The 15,753-nt window shown below is 60.6% G+C and carries 17 protein-coding genes; 13 read left to right on the top strand and 4 right to left on the bottom strand.

Features of this window, described 5'->3' with window-relative positions; genetic code table 11:
* Positions 1–185 precede the first annotated feature (185 nt).
* The 5 genes from ACVWYQ_RS02785 (at position 186) to ACVWYQ_RS02765 (ending at position 4,975) form a co-directional block, all read left to right on the top strand.
* The gene (locus ACVWYQ_RS02785; RefSeq protein ID WP_157284654.1) at positions 186–1,313 is read left to right on the top strand and encodes a TRAP transporter substrate-binding protein; all 1,128 of its coding nucleotides are present in this window, start codon (positions 186–188) and stop codon (positions 1,311–1,313) included.
* A 114-nt stretch (positions 1,314–1,427) separates the two neighbouring features.
* Complete coding sequence (locus ACVWYQ_RS02780; protein ID WP_025035930.1) at positions 1,428–2,030, top strand: TRAP transporter small permease subunit; 603 nt, start codon at positions 1,428–1,430, stop codon at positions 2,028–2,030.
* The gene (locus tag ACVWYQ_RS02775) at positions 2,027–3,376 is read left to right on the top strand and encodes a TRAP transporter large permease (protein WP_271546874.1); all 1,350 of its coding nucleotides are present in this window, start codon (positions 2,027–2,029) and stop codon (positions 3,374–3,376) included. The genes ACVWYQ_RS02780 and ACVWYQ_RS02775 overlap by 4 nt, the downstream gene beginning before the upstream one ends.
* Positions 3,377–3,407: 31 nt before the next feature.
* Complete coding sequence (locus tag ACVWYQ_RS02770; protein WP_271546876.1) at positions 3,408–4,808, top strand: amidase; 1,401 nt, start codon at positions 3,408–3,410, stop codon at positions 4,806–4,808.
* The gene (locus ACVWYQ_RS02765; protein WP_271546878.1) at positions 4,805–4,975 is read left to right on the top strand and encodes a hypothetical protein; all 171 of its coding nucleotides are present in this window, start codon (positions 4,805–4,807) and stop codon (positions 4,973–4,975) included. Before ACVWYQ_RS02770 ends, ACVWYQ_RS02765 begins: the two co-directional genes overlap by 4 nt.
* 74 nt (positions 4,976–5,049) lie before the next feature.
* Here ACVWYQ_RS02765 and ACVWYQ_RS02760 read toward each other — a convergent pair whose 3' ends face one another.
* Positions 5,050–5,508, bottom strand: coding sequence for an Rrf2 family transcriptional regulator (locus ACVWYQ_RS02760; protein ID WP_157284650.1), 459 nt, complete (start codon positions 5,506–5,508; stop codon positions 5,050–5,052).
* Between the two features lie 183 nt (positions 5,509–5,691).
* Between ACVWYQ_RS02760 and ACVWYQ_RS02755 the strand changes: the two genes are divergently transcribed.
* A complete protein-coding gene (locus ACVWYQ_RS02755; RefSeq protein WP_404541466.1) occupies positions 5,692–6,375 on the top strand; it encodes a class I SAM-dependent methyltransferase in 684 nt (227 codons plus the stop codon).
* A gap of 456 nt (positions 6,376–6,831) precedes the next feature.
* Here ACVWYQ_RS02755 and ACVWYQ_RS02750 read toward each other — a convergent pair whose 3' ends face one another.
* Complete coding sequence (locus ACVWYQ_RS02750; RefSeq protein WP_157284648.1) at positions 6,832–7,086, bottom strand: hypothetical protein; 255 nt, start codon at positions 7,084–7,086, stop codon at positions 6,832–6,834.
* Between ACVWYQ_RS02750 and ACVWYQ_RS02745 the strand changes: the two genes are divergently transcribed.
* The 7 genes from ACVWYQ_RS02745 to ACVWYQ_RS02715 all read left to right on the top strand — a co-directional run bounded on the left by ACVWYQ_RS02745 (position 7,079) and on the right by ACVWYQ_RS02715 (position 14,426).
* Complete coding sequence (locus ACVWYQ_RS02745; RefSeq protein ID WP_456727238.1) at positions 7,079–7,396, top strand: hypothetical protein; 318 nt, start codon at positions 7,079–7,081, stop codon at positions 7,394–7,396. The two genes, ACVWYQ_RS02750 and ACVWYQ_RS02745, sit on opposite strands and share 8 nt — an antisense overlap.
* Positions 7,320–7,988: a DUF3750 domain-containing protein gene (locus ACVWYQ_RS02740; protein WP_456727121.1), complete on the top strand. Its 669-nt coding sequence runs from the start codon at positions 7,320–7,322 to the stop codon at positions 7,986–7,988. The genes ACVWYQ_RS02745 and ACVWYQ_RS02740 overlap by 77 nt, the downstream gene beginning before the upstream one ends.
* Before the next feature lie 1,136 nt (positions 7,989–9,124).
* A complete protein-coding gene (locus ACVWYQ_RS02735; protein ID WP_404541468.1) occupies positions 9,125–9,997 on the top strand; it encodes a tetratricopeptide repeat protein in 873 nt (290 codons plus the stop codon).
* A gap of 565 nt (positions 9,998–10,562) precedes the next feature.
* Positions 10,563–10,847 (top strand): hypothetical protein, encoded by a 285-nt coding sequence (locus ACVWYQ_RS02730; RefSeq protein WP_456725397.1) that lies wholly within the window; start codon positions 10,563–10,565, stop codon positions 10,845–10,847.
* A gap of 64 nt (positions 10,848–10,911) precedes the next feature.
* Positions 10,912–11,391, top strand: coding sequence for a hypothetical protein (locus ACVWYQ_RS02725; RefSeq protein ID WP_456725396.1), 480 nt, complete (start codon positions 10,912–10,914; stop codon positions 11,389–11,391).
* Between the two features lie 768 nt (positions 11,392–12,159).
* Entirely contained in the window at positions 12,160–12,945 is a 786-nt protein-coding gene (locus tag ACVWYQ_RS02720; RefSeq protein WP_404541472.1) for a methyltransferase domain-containing protein, read from the top strand.
* A gap of 128 nt (positions 12,946–13,073) precedes the next feature.
* Complete coding sequence (locus tag ACVWYQ_RS02715) at positions 13,074–14,426, top strand: transposase (RefSeq protein ID WP_456725395.1); 1,353 nt, start codon at positions 13,074–13,076, stop codon at positions 14,424–14,426.
* A gap of 294 nt (positions 14,427–14,720) precedes the next feature.
* On the opposite strand, the gene ACVWYQ_RS02710 is transcribed toward ACVWYQ_RS02715, so the two are convergent.
* Both ACVWYQ_RS02710 and ACVWYQ_RS02705 read right to left on the bottom strand, forming a co-directional pair.
* The gene (locus ACVWYQ_RS02710) at positions 14,721–15,311 is read right to left on the bottom strand and encodes a hypothetical protein (RefSeq protein ID WP_404541482.1); all 591 of its coding nucleotides are present in this window, start codon (positions 15,309–15,311) and stop codon (positions 14,721–14,723) included.
* Positions 15,312–15,377: 66 nt separating this feature from the next.
* A complete protein-coding gene (locus ACVWYQ_RS02705; RefSeq protein WP_404541484.1) occupies positions 15,378–15,695 on the bottom strand; it encodes a DUF1648 domain-containing protein in 318 nt (105 codons plus the stop codon).
* Positions 15,696–15,753 lie beyond the last annotated feature (58 nt).

Below are 15,753 nucleotides of genomic sequence, written 5' to 3'. Positions count from 1 at the left end.
CGTGAATGTCGGACTGCCTGGAGTCGAACGTCTAAGACCAATAATGCGACACCGGGGCTTGTCGGATGCCGGCAATGCGTCCAAACTGTGATCAAAGTCGCTGGAATGCGGCATACCTCCAGCGGTTAACAACGGCAAGCGCACTGAAGCGCGTTCGAATAACCAGGCCGCCAGGGAGGACGTCAATGACTGCAAAGTCTGAAAAGACCAGAACAACTCGTCGCAAATTCCTGCTGACCGCCGGCGCGGCCGGCGCTGCCACCATCGCCATGCCGCAAATCAGCCGGGCGCAGACAGCGACCCTGAAGATGCAGGGCTCGTGGGGCAAGGCCGACGTCTTCAACGAGATGGCCGAAGATTATGTGAAGCGCGTCAACGAGATGGCGGGAGGCCGGCTGCGCATCGACTATCTGGTCGGCGGCTCGGTCGTGCATCCGTTCCAGGTCTTCGACGGCGTTCATGGCGGCCAGATCGACGCGGCACACACGGTGACGGTCTACTGGTACGGCAAGCACAAGGCCGCCTCGCTGTTCGGCACCGGCCCGGTGTTCGGCTTCAACGCCAACGAAGGCCTCGGCTGGATCCACAACGGCGGCGGCAAGGAGCTATTCGAGGAGCTCCAGACCAAGATCATGAACGTCAACATCAAGAGCTTCTTCGCGATGCCGATGCCGACCCAGCCGCTCGGCTGGTTCAAGAAGCCGATCACTAGCGACGCCGATCTCAAGGGCTTGAAATATCGCACGGTGGGTCTGGCCGCCGATCTCTTCCAGGCGATGGGTGCATCCGTCGCGCAGCTGCCCGGCGGCGAGATCGTGCCCGCGATGGAGCGCGGCGTGATCGACGGGTTCGAGTTCAACAATCCGACCTCGGACCGCCGCTTCGGCGCGCAGGACGTCGCCAAGAACTACATGATGGGCAGCCATCATCAGGCGACGGAATATTTCGAGATCATGTTCAACCGGACGAAATTCAACGCGCTGCCGAAGGAACAGCAGGCGATCCTGCAATACGCCGCCGAAGCCGTGTCCTCCGCCAACGAATGGAAGGCCATGGATTATTATTCGAAGGACCTCCAGGAGCTGATCAACAAGGACAAGGTCAACGTCCAGCGGACACCGAAGTCGGTGTTCGACGCGCAGATCAAGGCCTGGGACGGTCTGATCGCCCAGCTCGGCTCGGACCCGTTCATGAAGAAGGTGATGGATTCGCAGAAGGAATGGGTGCGCCGCGTGGTTTACTACAACATGAACAACGCGACGGACTACCGCGGTGCCTTCGAGCATCACTTCCCGGGCGTGCTCAAGGTCTGACGGCTGTCGCAGCGCACCGCATGGGCGGTATCGTGAGGGGCGGCGCAATTGAAGCGCCGCCCACGATTTGGAGGGGGACATCCGGATGGACTGCTCGCAGCGAGTTCAGCTCGCATGACGAAATTCCTGTTCTTCATCGACGAGCTCAGCACGTGGGTGGGCAAGGCGTTCGCCTGGCTGATCCTCGTCCTCACCCTGGGTGTCAGCTACGAGGTATTCGTGCGCTACGTGCTGCGTGCGCCGACCACCTGGGCTTTCGACATCAGCTACATCACCTATGGGGCGATGTTCCTGATGGCCGGCGCGTACACGCTCTCGCGAAACGGCCATGTTCGCGCCGACGTGGTCTACCGCCTCTGGTCGCCGCGCACCCAGGCGACGATGGACCTCGTCCTCTATATCCTGTTCTTCCTGCCGGCGATCGCGGCCTTGATGTATTCGGGCTGGAACTACGCCCAGATGTCGGTGCGCTTCCGCGAAGTCAGCATCTTCAGTCCGGCCGGCGTGCCGGTGTTTCCACTGAAGGCGCTGATCCCGCTCACCGGTTTCCTTCTGTTCCTGCAAGGGGTCGCCGAAATCATCCGCTGCGTGCTGTGCATCCGCACCGGCCGATGGCCGCAACGCCTGCACGACGTGGAGGAGACCGAGAGCCTCGTCATCCGCGAACATCAGCAGCACGCGGCTGAGCCGCAGAGCGAAAAGGGACCAGGCGCATGACCGATCCTCAACTCGGCATGCTGATGCTGGGCCTCTTCATCTTCATCATCATGCTCGGCTTCCCGATCGCCTTCACGCTGATGGCGATGGGCGTCTCCTTCGGCTACTATGCCTACTACACCCCCGGTCAGGACTTCTTCCAGAACCGCATCTTCACGCTTCTGGTGCAGAAGACGTTCGAGGTCACATCCAGCGACGTGCTGGTGGCGGTTCCGCTATTCCTGTTCATGGGTTATTTGATCGAGCGCGCAAACATCCTCGACCGCCTGTTCTACTCGCTGCAGCTGTCGATGAAGAACGTGCCGGGCGCGCTTGCCGTGGCCACCCTCATCACATGCGCGATGTTCGCCACCGCCACCGGCATCGTCGGCGCCGTCGTCACGCTGATGGGGCTGCTGGCATTGCCGGCGATGCTGCGAGCCGGCTATGACGCCAAGCTGTCGGCGGGCGTCGTCTGCGCCGGTGGCTGCCTCGGCATCCTGATTCCGCCGAGCATTCTCCTGATCGTCTATGCCGCGACCGCCGGCGTCTCGGCGGTCAAGCTTTACGCGGCCGCGTTCTTTCCCGGGTTCATGCTGGCCGGCTTGTATGTCCTCTATGCCATGACGCGCGCGATCATCAATCCCGCGCTCGCGCCGAAGCTGCCGCGCGAGCAGACCGACGTGCCGACCTCGAAGGTCATCTGGGCGCTCGCCACGTCGTTCCTGCCGCTTGCGTTGCTGATCGTTTCGGTGCTCGGCGCGATCCTGTTCGGCCTGGCGACGCCATCCGAGGCGGCCGCGATTGGAGCCCTCATGAGCATCGTGCTGGCGGCCGCCTATCGTTCGCTGAATTACGAGATGATACGCGAATCCGTGTATCTGACCGTGCGCGCCACGGCGATGGTCTGCTACCTGTTCATCGGCTCCTGGACGTTTTCGGCGGTATTTGCCGTACTTGGCGGACAATCGGTGGTGGAGCAGTTCTTCACGTCGATGAACCTTTCGCCGATCCAGTTCCTGCTGCTGACCCAGCTCATCATCTTTCTGCTCGGCTGGCCGCTGGAATGGACCGAGATCATCATCATCTTCGTGCCGATCTTCCTGCCGCTGCTTCCCCAGTACGGCATCGATCCGATCTTCTTCGGCATTCTGGTGGCACTGAACACGCAGACGGCCTTCAACACGCCGCCGGTCGCGATGGCGGCCTTCTATCTGAAGGGCGTGGCGCCGCCTGAGGTGAAGCTGACCGACATCTTCTCCGGCGCGCTTCCGTTCGTCGGCCTGGTCTTCCTCACCATGGCACTGGTCTACATCTTCCCGGGGATCGCATTGTGGCTGCCGAGCTATCTCTATGGGGCGCGATGAGCGGACCCGGCAAACCGACGAGAGGCTGCGCATGAGTCTCAACGCGCTCGGTCTCGCGGAGGCTGCGGCCGGCATCCGCGACGGCCGGCTCAGCTCGGTGGAGCTCGTCGGCGACTGCCTCAGGCGCATCGATGAGGTCGATCGCGATATCCAGGCGTGGGCGTTTCTCGATCGCGACCACGCGATGCGGCAGGCCGAGGCGGCCGACGATCATCGCAAGCACGGCAAGGCCACAGGCCCGCTGCATGGCGTGCCCGTGGGCATCAAGGATATCTTCGACACCGGCGACATGCCGACGGAATTCGGATCGGAGCTGTGGGCCGGACGCACGCCGCGGCGCGATGCGGCGGCCGTGGCGCGTCTGCGGGCCGCAGGCGCGGTGATCCTCGGCAAGACGGTGACCACCGAGTACGCGTACTACAATCCAGGCAAGACCCGAAATCCGCACAACCCAAATCACACCCCCGGCGGATCGTCCTCGGGCTCCGCCGCGGCCGTCGCGGCGCTGATGGTGCCGGGTGCCATCGGCTCGCAGACCAACGGTTCGGTGATCCGTCCTGCCGCCTTCTGCGGCGTGGTCGGCTTCAAGCCCACGCATGGCCTCATTCCACGCAGCGGCGCGCTCCAGCTGTCGCGCACGCTCGACCATGTCGGCGTGTTCGGGCGCAGCGTCGAGGACGCGGCCCTGCTGGCGGAGGTCATGGTCGACTTCGACCCGGAGGATCCGGACACCCGGCCAGTTGCGCGCCCGCCATTCTCTGTGATCGCGGCGAGCGAGCCGCCGTTGCCGCCGCGATTTGCCTTCGTGCGCTCTCCGGTCTGGGATCAGGCCGAGCCGGAGATGCGTGAAGCCTTTGCCGAGCTCGTCGACGCTTTGGGCGAAGCGTGCAGCGAGGTCGAGCTTGGGCCGAGCTTCGACGGGGCCGTCGACATGCACCGCATCATCATGGAAGTTGATATGGCCCACAATCTGCGGCGCGATGACCAGCGCGGCGGCGACAGGCTGAGCACGCGCCTGCGTGAGGCGATCGCGCGCGGCCGCGCGCATCTTGCGATGGATTATTGCAACGCTCTGGCCGGAATTGCGCCGCTCAACCAGGCCCTGGACCACCTTTTCGATGAATACGACGCCATCCTGACGCCCGCAGCGCCGGGCGCGGCACCCGGAATCGAAACGACCGGCAACCCGGCTTTCTGCTCGCTCTGGACCTATCTCGGCGTACCCGCCATCAGCCTGCCATTGATGCGCTCGGAAACGGGCCTTCCGCTGGGCGTCCAGCTCGTCGGCCGCCGCGGCAACGACGCCCGCCTCTTGCGCACGGCGCACTGGCTGATCAAGACCATCGGGCGCACGCGTGGTAGCGGTCGGCGCAACGCCCCGAGCGCCGGATCGAACTCCGCTCCCGGCGCCGAGAAAAGGAAAGTGCGATGACCAATCTGATCACCGGACTCATCGGCCTCGCGCTCATGATCGCATTTCTTGGAATCCTGCTGGTCTGGATCAAGGCCATTCCGCTCATCGTCATCGTTGTCTGCGTCGTGGTGCTGGCAGTGATCGATTTCGTTCGATCCCTGCGGACGAACGGCGCGCCTCGTTGAATGCCCCATGGCAAGAAGATGCTTCACTTCTCGGCATTGGCCGGAGCAGCCGGAATTGCGACAAGAAGAGAGCTTTAGCGGCCAACCCGTTCGAGCTGCCACTTGGGATCGCCTGCGCAGCGCGCGTCGAGACCTTTGCTCAGGTCTGCGAGGCTCACCGCGCCCAGCCTCTCGACCAGCAATGCTTCGGCATCGCGAAGGACATCGTCCACCGCTGCGTTGACGAGTTGCTCGACTGCGCAGTCCGGGTTGGAATGCTCGTTCCCGATCGCAAATAGCCGGGGACCACCGACCGCACGATAGACATCGAGAAGTGACACGCGCTCGAGGTCGCACGCGATGACCCAGCCGCCGCCATGCCCTTTGTCCGACCGGACATAGCCCGCATCGCGCAGCCCCGCCAATGTGCGGCGAACGACGACCGGATTGGTCCCCAGCATCGTGCCGATCGCCTCCGACGTCATGGGGCCGTCATGTCGCGCCATGTGGAGCAGCACATGCAGCATTCGGGAAAGGCGGCTGTCGTTTCGCATCGGCTGATCTTTCGCATGCATCCCATCATTGGCAAGGGCACGCAGTCATGATACATATAAAGTTACATGACTCGTGAGGTATCGGACGTGCGACAGTTTGAGCATCCAGACCACTGGGACAGCGCAGCCAGGCATTATCGAGAGACCGCGCACCCTTTCACCGCCCTGTTTGCGGAGGCGGCGTTGGCGCGCGTAACCCTGCCCCCTCAGAGTCATGTTCTCGACGTGGCAGCCGGCACCGGCGCGCTCGCCCTCGCAGCCGCTCGCACCGGCGCACGAGTCCTGGCGACCGACTTCTCGCCCGGCATGGTCAAATGCATCGCCGCCGCTGGTCTACCCAATGTGGAGGCGCGGGTCATGGACGGACAGGCACTCGATCTGCCCGACGCGCATTTCGATGCCGTCTTTTCGATCTTCGGTGTCATCATGTTCCCCGATTGGCGCAAGGGTTTGGCCGAGATGCGACGGGTGACACGACCCGGGGGGCATGGCGTGGTCGCGACCTGGCGGAAACGGGGCGCGGCGACCTTCCTCCTGTTGGGCGAAGTGCGGCAAAAGCTGTTCCCTGATCGGCCGGGCATGGCAACGCCTGAAGCCGTTCAGGCCCTGAGCGATCCGGACGATTTCGCCCAGGCGCTCGTCACTGGCGGCTATCGCAATCCCCGGATCGACGTGGTGACCCACGATTTTCTGCTCGACGTCGCGGCGCTCGATGCGCCTGACACGCTCTTCGGCATGTCGCCCGACTGGACCAGCCTGGACGACATCGAAAAGGCGGCGGTGATTGCCGAGGTGCGGGCCAGAGCCGATGGTCGTCCGGTGCTGCCGATAAGCTCGACCGCACTCATTGGCGTCGCTGAACGATGAATACCAACCGCCTTTGTGCGGGGGATTCCGGACCGCCTTGATCACCGCTACTTCTTAAGGATACCCGTGTTGGTGTTTCCAAGCTGCTGGATGGCGGCGTCGGCGGCTGGCGTGTTGTAAGTCGGTCGAGATCCGCCGCCCTCCTGACCGGGCGGGGTCACGCCGAGTCTCTGGCCCGTCGTTCCCTGGCCCTTTGCATTAAGCGTGTTGGGCCCCGGCGAACCGCCGGTTCCGCTCAGCGTCGTTCCGTTCGAGAGCGTCGAGCCAGCCGTGCCGCCCGACCCGGTTGCGCCCGCCCCTCCAGCGGATGAAGCACCGCCTGAACCGCCTCCTGAGCTTTGCGCCATGGAAAACGAGATGGTGCCCAGAAGGACAGTCGCCGTCAAAACCAGAACCCTCATCTTCCACCCTTTCCTATGCCAGCGCCTGAAGCCGCTTGCTTCCTTGTCACAGTTCCTAGCGGCGGCGAGCGATCCATGCTCCGGCCAGGAAAGCGACGAGCAAGGACCGTAACGGCGCCCTCACCGTCACCTCGCGCAACTGATCAGCCCATCGCTTCGCCGGCTCTGGCGACGGCGTGCGGGCCTGCGGAGCAAAAGCTCCTCCTTGCTCTCCGGAACCCGGCCGCGGGCCTGAAGTCCGCTCTATGCCGCCCTGATCGTCCGTCAGCCCGGAGGCTTCGGTCATTGCCGCGGCTTCCTTCATGTCCATGCGCAAGCTCCATCCGATGACGGTTGCGGAACAACTCGATCGATCTCGTGCCCGTCCGACCGAGGTGACAGGCCCGTCCGACGACCGGGGCGGCGGCTATGGCGTCGACATCGATGCGAACTATATGCTTGTCGAAGATCCCCGCCGTCACCGCTCCCTTGAAAAAGCCGTTGCTCATCTTTCTGTTCCTCGTCTTCGCACCGCTTGCCGCATCGGCGGCGAGATATTTTTGGCTGGGCGATGGCCAGAACTGGCAAACGGCCGACCGCTCCAGCGCGGGTCTATTGACCGCCGCGGCCGATCACCGTGAGGCCGTCATACGGGTGTTCGGAGCAAGAACGGTGAGATGGCGCGGCATCTTCGCGATTCACACCTGGATCGTCGTCAAAGAGAAAGATGCGCCGACGTACACAAGGTACGACTACACGGCCTGGGGCGAGCCGATCCGCACCAACGGCTTCGCTCCGGACGGGCGATGGTTCGGCGCTGTGCCTGAAATCGTCGTGGCCGTCGATGGCGAGCGTGCGGAGGCGCTGATCCCGAAGATCAGGCATGTGGTCGAAAACTACAGGTTTCGATCCTATGGAGATTACAGCGTCTGGCCTGGGCCCAATTCGAACACCTTCGTGCAGGCCGCACTCGACTCCGTCCCCGAACTCCGCGCCGTGCTGCCGCCGACCGCGATCGGCAAGGACTTCCCGTACACCGGCAAATGGTTCGGCGTAACGGCGTCCGGCACAGGCATCTACGCCTCGCTTGCCGGATACATCGGCTTCTCGCTCGGCTGGGTCGAAGGTCTGGAGATCAATTTGTTCGGCGCCGTGCTCGGCATCGACATCCGACGCCCGGCGCTCAAGCTCCCCGGTCTCGGTCGGCTTGGGGTAACCCCCGGCCTGTCGTGATAGAGAGCGAATGCTGGGTTGGCCGGACATTCGTCATCAGGAGACGATGCTCGCCCAGGTGGGCAGATAGACTGGCGAGTTCAACCTCGTTCTGCCGCATCGCGGCCAGGCCCTCTTCCATTGTGACCTGCGGCTGCTCAGCATCGGCGACGAGAATTACCTGCTGACATCGGCAAGCACGTAGGATGGGTTGAAGCCCTTGCGAAACCCATCCTGCTTCGCCCGTATCTGGAGGCAGCGATGGGACGCTGGCGCTCTACCAACGAGCTGAATGCACGGAGGTCGTTAATCTCGGTGATCACGTCAGCGGCCCATTGGAGGCGGCCGGAACTGCGGACCTCCTGATTGAGCGAGGCTTTCCGTCCGTGCGGGGCGATCAGGATCGAATCCTCGTCGAGCTCTGGCAGACTGGCACATCGGCTCGCAGCGATTTTCCGACAGCTCGAACGTCGGCATTTCGATTGGTTGGCCAGCATGCCGCCGACGCTGACGTACAGAGAACATGTGTTCTTGTGCCATGCGTCGCCACGAAACGATGCTGCCTTTTGGTTGGACTACGTAAGTCGCGAAGGTGATATGCGCCCCAGTCCAATCGAGGCCATCGAGCCAGAAGCCGACGGGATCGACGCCCAGGTTATCCTGCTGACACACTCACATTCCTAGAATCGTTCCTTTGAGAGATGGACGACTTGTCGTGAATCCCGGCAGCGTTGGATTGCCCGGTTACGACGGAAGGACGCCCGTTCCTTACGTGGTTGAAGTCGGCACGCCGCATGCTTGCTACGCAATTTTGGAGTACCAAGGAAAAGGGTGGCTCTCGACCATCCGGTACGTGCCTTACGATAACGCGCCTATGGCTGAACTCGCCCTCAGCAAAGGAATGCGCACTTGGGCGGATGCGATTGCAACTGGTTGGATCCAACGGAGGACTGGCATTTGAGAGCTTTTCGCTGCGGCCATCCTTCGAGACGCCCGCTTGAGGCGGCCTCCTCCGGATGAGAACGGCAACGGCGAATGGCCTCTACTCGCTTGACGATTGTTTAACCGCAATCCGCGTTAACGTTGCAGCGTTCCATGGGCCTTGCTGCCGATTGAGTTACCATCGGCAAGAACGTTTTTTCAGGCCGGAGAAGCAAATGAAAGTGGGCTTGGAGCTGCGGCGGGTCCTGCGCGGGATTGCCTTCCTGTCCGTGCTCTGGCCCTTCTGTTCTGCGGCAATTGCGTCCGATGCCGAGACTTACCAGACGGCGGCTGCCGTTGCCGTAAGCAAACTGGACTATGACCGAGCCATTCAAATCTACTCCAAAGGACTCGAACGGCAAATCAGCCTCAAGGACCGGGCGGAGCTGCTGCGGATGAGGGGTGTAACCGCTCAGCTTGCAAAAAGATGGGATCAAGCCGAAGCCGACCTTACCGCGGCCGTCGAAATGGTCGGCTCTACCGACCCGCGCGCTTATCTGGACCGCGGCGTTTTTTATCACCACCGAGGTCACTTCGAACTTGCGCTAGCCGACTACACCGCCGCGGGGAGGCTGTTCCCGGATAACGGGGCTTTCCCCAACGGTCAGGGGCTGGCGCTCATGGAGCAGGGCAAATTCGACGAAGCGATCAAACGGTTTGACGAAGCGATAAAGCTTGCGCCGACATCAGGTCTATTCATGCTCGGAAGGGCCGAGGCCTACAATCGTTCCGACCGACCGCAAACCGCGCTGGAGGATTACGACAAGGCGTTGGCGCTCGGACATCTCACGCTAAGCGATACCTATCGACTTCGCGTGGGTGTCGGAGCCGCTCATCTCAAACTGAAGAATGAGAAGGCCGCGATCGAAAGCTTGGATAAGGCTGTCGAACTCGACCCCAATTCGACTACAGCCCTCAGATACCGAGGCCTGGCCTATGAACTGGCGAGTGAGCTTGATCGTGCGTATCGCGACTATGAGACCGTCTTAAGACTACATCCAGGCGACGAATTAGCCGTGAAGCGGCTGCAGAGGCTCCGCGCGAAGTAAGGATCAAGGGTCGCCTGATCCAGGTCATTCCGGGTTGCGAGGGCTGCCTTTGCCTCGAGGCGGAAATTAAAACGGCTGAATGAAGGCGTTTCAACAGAGTGACTTGTTGCACGCCGAGGGGAATTGACTCTGTCCCGCCCGCCCCTTGCGACGCCGCGCAAGGGGCAAGCTCTGTCTGTACTTCACGCGTCTGCGAGAGTTCCTGCAGGGCGACATCCAGGCGTCCCCCGGTGTTGCGCTTTCTTGAAACGAGCATGTCTGCTGATCGCTTGGTTGAGCAGGATTCCCGCAGCTCACGCGTTCGGTGCCATTCGTGTTCTTGACACATAGTTGTCGCCTTTGTTCGAAACGGTGCAATCAGGCGACTGCACGCGTCTAAGGAGGCTGTGAGCTGGTTCACATGCTGCCTTGGTTAAACGGAGTACGGTCGGAAGAAGCCCGATTAGAAGGGCACCGCCTCGAAACGGTGGCGCAGCGTCCGGCTGCCTGCCATTTTGGAAATTGCAATACTTGGCCATGAGCCCCGCCTCCGGACGCATTCAAAAAGCGGGCAGTGAAATGTTTATTGGACCTCATTTCCCTCCGTTCTTCCGCTGACTCGGAAACGGGATTTTCCAGTCCAAAGGTTTTTGAAAAGTCATTTGCCATGTGTATTTTTTCAAGCCGAGCCCGGTGCGCGGCAGGTCATAACCAAGCAAGCCGACCTTTCCTCTACGTTTTGGCTTCCATACTCTCGGCCGCCTGCGTCATTTCCTTTGCGAGCGCCGCGTCCGCTCAATGCGCGGCGCGCGACGTGTTGCAAAACAAGCTGAAGCTCGCGCTCGGCCCCGGCGTCGCAACAGCCTATTAAGTCCGCGCGCGACGTTGCGACATGGAAGACGATCGCAATAGGGACCTTCGCCGACTCTCTTGCCTTGCGCAACGAACTCGATAGCAAGGGCTGCAATGTCGGCGGTCAGGCCGCTGAAATCCTTGCTAGGCCGACGTTCACCGTTAGCTCTCGGAAGACATATGTGGAGCTTCTCGATCTATCGCCTGCGCAGCTTGGATTCACGTCCGATACCGTGACTTTGGCTAACGTTTACGCACGCGCCCAGCAGTTCGGCCTCGAACTCGCTGCGGCCGAAGTCGGCCCACAATTGCGTCTTCAATATTTCGACCAGCCTATCGGCGAATTTCTCATCATCGGAATGGACCCGATCAAGACATGGAGCGGCGAGCCGATCATTCTGAATGTGGCAAATGGCGGCGCCGGATTGATACTCATCGGCCAGGATGGTCGCTCCGAAACGGATATATCCGTGGCCTCCCGTTTCATTTTCGTTCGATCCCATCGACCGGCGGCTAACCGCGACGTCGTCGGAGCAATAGCAAGAGCACTTCAGCCGCCGTGAGCGAAATGGCGCGCGTTTGCGTCGAATGTCAGCTCATTGGCCCTCAGCCGAACGGCCCATGAACCGCCGCGAAGCCTGCTCTCGCAGAGAAACCGGACCGGACGAGCAGAACGGTCGGACCGCGGATTTTGACCCGAAGCGGACCATAGCGGCGCCGCCGGGGTGCGGAGGACCGCACTCAACGATTATTGTCGCCGGTTCCTGTACATTGCACCTAGTGTACCCGCTACGGACCCAAGGCACAGAGGCGCACCAACACCGATCATTGCCCAGAATGCGAGTAGCAGGAGGTGAGCTGTCAAGCCTTCTCCTATGACGTCACCTCGTAGCCAAAGAGGTGCCGCTGCGGTCACGAGCAACAAAGACCCGGCAACGGCGATTTTCATCCAAGATGTCGAGCGTGCATCACGCCGGGCGAAGTGAAATGATCCCCACGCGGCCGTGGAGGCGAGGACCGCCCATAGGATGCCAAGTGAAAGCATAGAGAGACAACATCCTCCAATCGGCTTTCAATGATAGAGAAGATTGGTGCACAAATCTTCGTCCATCCGATTAGAAATTCGAGCGAAATCCGTCGATCACTCTCAAGTCGGAGGTCGGCTCCTGGCCCTTCGCAACCGCAAACACGTCCGGAGTTAGAGGTAGATCGGACCTAACCGGGGCTGGGCCAGAACGTCGCGAATGACCCAAAGCCGACCTCGCGGCCATCGACCGGGAGCCTCATTTCACGCTATACTTCGCCAGGCAAATTGAATTCTTGAGGCTACCATGAGTGGGCTCGAATTCACTGAAGACGCCGCACGACGGCTGGAACACCTGTACCTGACAAAGGATGTGGTCGAACAACGGGCAGAGACTGTTCGGCTTCTCGCTCCCTTGTCAGGTGAGCACGTGCTGGATGTAGGTTGTGGTCCTGGCTTTTTGTGCGAAAGCATTTCTAGTTTGGTTGGCAGCGATGGTGCAGTTGTCGGAATTGATATTTCGGGTGATTTGATCGAATTATGCAGGCGGCGAAGTCCGCCGAGATGGCTGTCGTATGCCGTAGGAGACGCCACTCAACTCGCTCAACCCGCCACTTCCTTTGATGCTGTCGTTTGCACGCAAGTCGTGGAGTACATCCAGGACGTCAGCCGCGCGCTTACCGAGGCGTTCCGAGTGCTAACGGAAGGTGGCCGAGCGGTGTTTGTCGCGACGGATTGGGATAGTGTTATATGGTTTTCGGATTTGCCAGATCGCATGGCTCTGGTCTTGAAGTCTTGGGAAACGCATTGTGCCCACCCGCGTCTGCCTAGGTCACTAGGCGCTCGTTTGGTCAGTGCAGGTTTTCGAGTCGACGAAGCGGTCGTATTCCCAATTCTCAATCTCCAATGGGTCGATACCGCCTACAGCACCGGCCTAGCGGGTTTCATCCGGGATTTCGTGGGGCGCAAGAACGAACTTCCGGCCGAAGAGCTGAGCCAATGGTACGACGAGTTGGCCCGGCTGAATGAAACCGGTCGGTATTTTTTCAGCAGCAATCGTTACATTTTCCTCGCGTCCAAACCCGCTCGCTAAGCGTGACAGCACCGGGGCTGGGCCCTTCGCGGACGAGTCGGCTTCTGGCCGATTTTGTTGAAAAACGCGGCAGTTGCGACTCAAGGATAGCAGTGATTCAGTCTGTCTAATTGGCAGGACTGAAGATCATGATGGGGCATCAGCAAGTCGAGCAGGCTGCGTTGTTCTATGAGTTCTCGCTCGAGAAGCATATTCCCTCCGACCATCTTTTGAGATCGGTCGACAGGTTCGTCGACCTGCAAGAGATCAGGCGGGAGCTGGCACCTTTCTACAGTAGCATCGGCCGACCTTCGATCGATCCCGAGCTGATGATCCGGATGCTCCTGATCGGCTACTGCTTCGGCATCCGGTCGGAGCGGCGCCTGTGCGATGAGGTTCACCTCAATTTGGCCTACCGGTGGTTCTGCCGGCTCGGTCTGGATGGGGCGGTGCCGGATCATTCGACCTTCTCCAAGAACAGGCATGGCCGCTTCCGGCAGAGCGACCTCTTCCGTCGCGTGTTCGAGAGCGTGCTGCGCCGCTGCATCGAGGAACGACTGGTCGGCGGTGAGGGATTTGCGGTTGATGCGAGCCTAATCAAGGCCGATGCCAATCGGCAGAAGGGCATCGAAGGCGATAAGGGACTTCCGCCGGAGGCTGCCGGCCGAGCAATCGATGAGTATCTGGCTGTCCTCGATGATGCCGCGTTCGGAGCGGCGACCGAGGTTACCCCGAAGTTCGTATCGCCCTCCGACCCGGCGGCGCGCTGGACGGGGGCGCACGGTGGCCAAGCGTTTTTCGCTTATTCGACGAACTACCTGGTCGACGTCGAGAACGCGATCATCGTCGATGTTGAGGCAACGACGGCGATCCGGCAGGCGGAGGTATTGGCCGCCAAGCGCATGATTGAACGATCGCTGGAGCGGTTTGATCTCTATCCGAGCCGGCTACTCGGTGACAGCGGCTATGGCTCGGCCGAGATGCTCGCTTGGCTGGTCTATGAGCACGGCATCGAACCGCACGTTACAGTCTTCGATAAGTCCGCCCGCACAGACGGTATCTTCTCGCGCGACGACTTCACCTATGACCATGCTGGCGACATCTATCGTTGCCCTGGTGGCAAAGTTCTTACCACCACCGGAACGTTGGTGAATGATGGTGCCACCATGCTTTACCTCGCCAGCAAGCGCGATTGTGATCGATGCGCATTGAAGGCTCGGTGTTGCCCCAAGCAGGCATCACGGAGGGTGCCGCGCTCCATCTACGAAGGCGCTCGCGACATGGCGCGCCAGATCGCCAAATCGTGGGAGGGAGGCACCTCGCGCCGGCTTCGCAAGAAAATCGAGATGTTGTTCGCCCACCTCAAGCGCATCCTCAAGCTCGACCGTTTGCGTTTACGAGGCCCGAACGGCGCGCGCGATGAGTTCATCCTCGCGGCCACCGCCCAGAACCTTCGAAAGATGGCCAAGCTCATCCCGATGCCCATCGCGAGGCTCGCATAGGGTCGATGGAGCAGTTCGGTCACGTCGCGACGGAGCTATTACAACAAAATACTGCCGGCCTTTTTCAACGGAATCGACCCATAGCAGATGGATGCCAGCTACGTCATACTGTTTGCCTTGGCTTGCTTGCTTGGCAGAAGGATCAGAGGATGACGACCTCGGGCTTAGTTTGCTCCTTTTGTGGAAAGGAGCCGGAAGAAGTCGTTTCCTTGATCAACGCCGTATCCGTGAGCGCAAAAGGTCAGCAGACCGCCGGTGCTATTTGCAATGAATGTGTTGAACTGTGCGTGCAGGTCATTGGTTTGCAAAAGCCGGAGTGGCTAGAGCGGCCTCTCGGGGCTCAAAAGCGTCTGGATCTGAGAGGCTCTTGAATCCGTACAAAATGCGCATTACGGGCTCGGCGTCCGTCCAAACATATCCTTCGTCAGTTTTCTCGACATAACCAAGCGGGACCAGAGCCTCAAGAATCCCAGTCATCAGGCCGTTACGCCCGAACGGCACGTATATGGCGCTGGAAAAGTCGTAGTAGTCCTTTCCGTAACTATCAAAAAAGTCGATGAAGGCTTCCAGTAGTTCGGGCAAGCTTAGGCCACTATTTTTCCAATTGCGCTTGGCTACTTGATCAGCCTCCTGTGTGCCGCACTCAAACGCAAAGACACTCGACCATCCCGTCGGCCATGGATTAAGCGGTCTGAGTATGCCGAGCCGCCACAGAACGAGCGCAAGCGATGTGAACCTATCGTTATGAGCGAAGATTGGACGCGGGGCGTCGGGAAATTGGGACGCCAAATCATTGGCCCACGAATCGCTCTCAGCAAGCTGGTAGGCTCTCTCGGCGAGAGCCTGCGCGAGTGTGCCATAGGCATGCATTTCCATTTCGTTCATGAGACGCTCAAAGCCGCGACGGTCGCGGCCGTCAGCCTCTGATCCTCGGCCGACCTGCGCGAACGTTCAGAGGGGCGCTCTCGCCTTCATCAAAACGAACAGATGAGAACCGAGGGCGATCAGCGAGACAATGACTATTCCTAATTCGGCGCCGTGCACATGCTGTGGCGCATAGGTTGAAGCCAGCCAAATGAAGAGCCGGATGGCCACCATGAAAGCAATCATCCCCCACATTGCGAGCCATTTTGGGGCGTACCAAGTCGGCTCGCCGTTGGGACCCCACTGCATGGCAATACGCTCGCTTGCGATACGCGGGCCAAGATACAGGTTTGACCCGATGACCAACGCGATAGCGAAGCCAAAGACGTAGTCTGCTGGCACCATGCTTTCCGCCTTTCAAGATCCAGCTGAGACTACCCAGAGATGGAGAAGCAATCCATTC

The sequence above is a fragment of the Bradyrhizobium sp. USDA 3397 genome, from assembly GCF_054060965.1.
The sequence above is the reverse complement of the archived record's forward strand: the minus strand, read 5'-3'. Positions and strand labels throughout refer to the sequence as shown.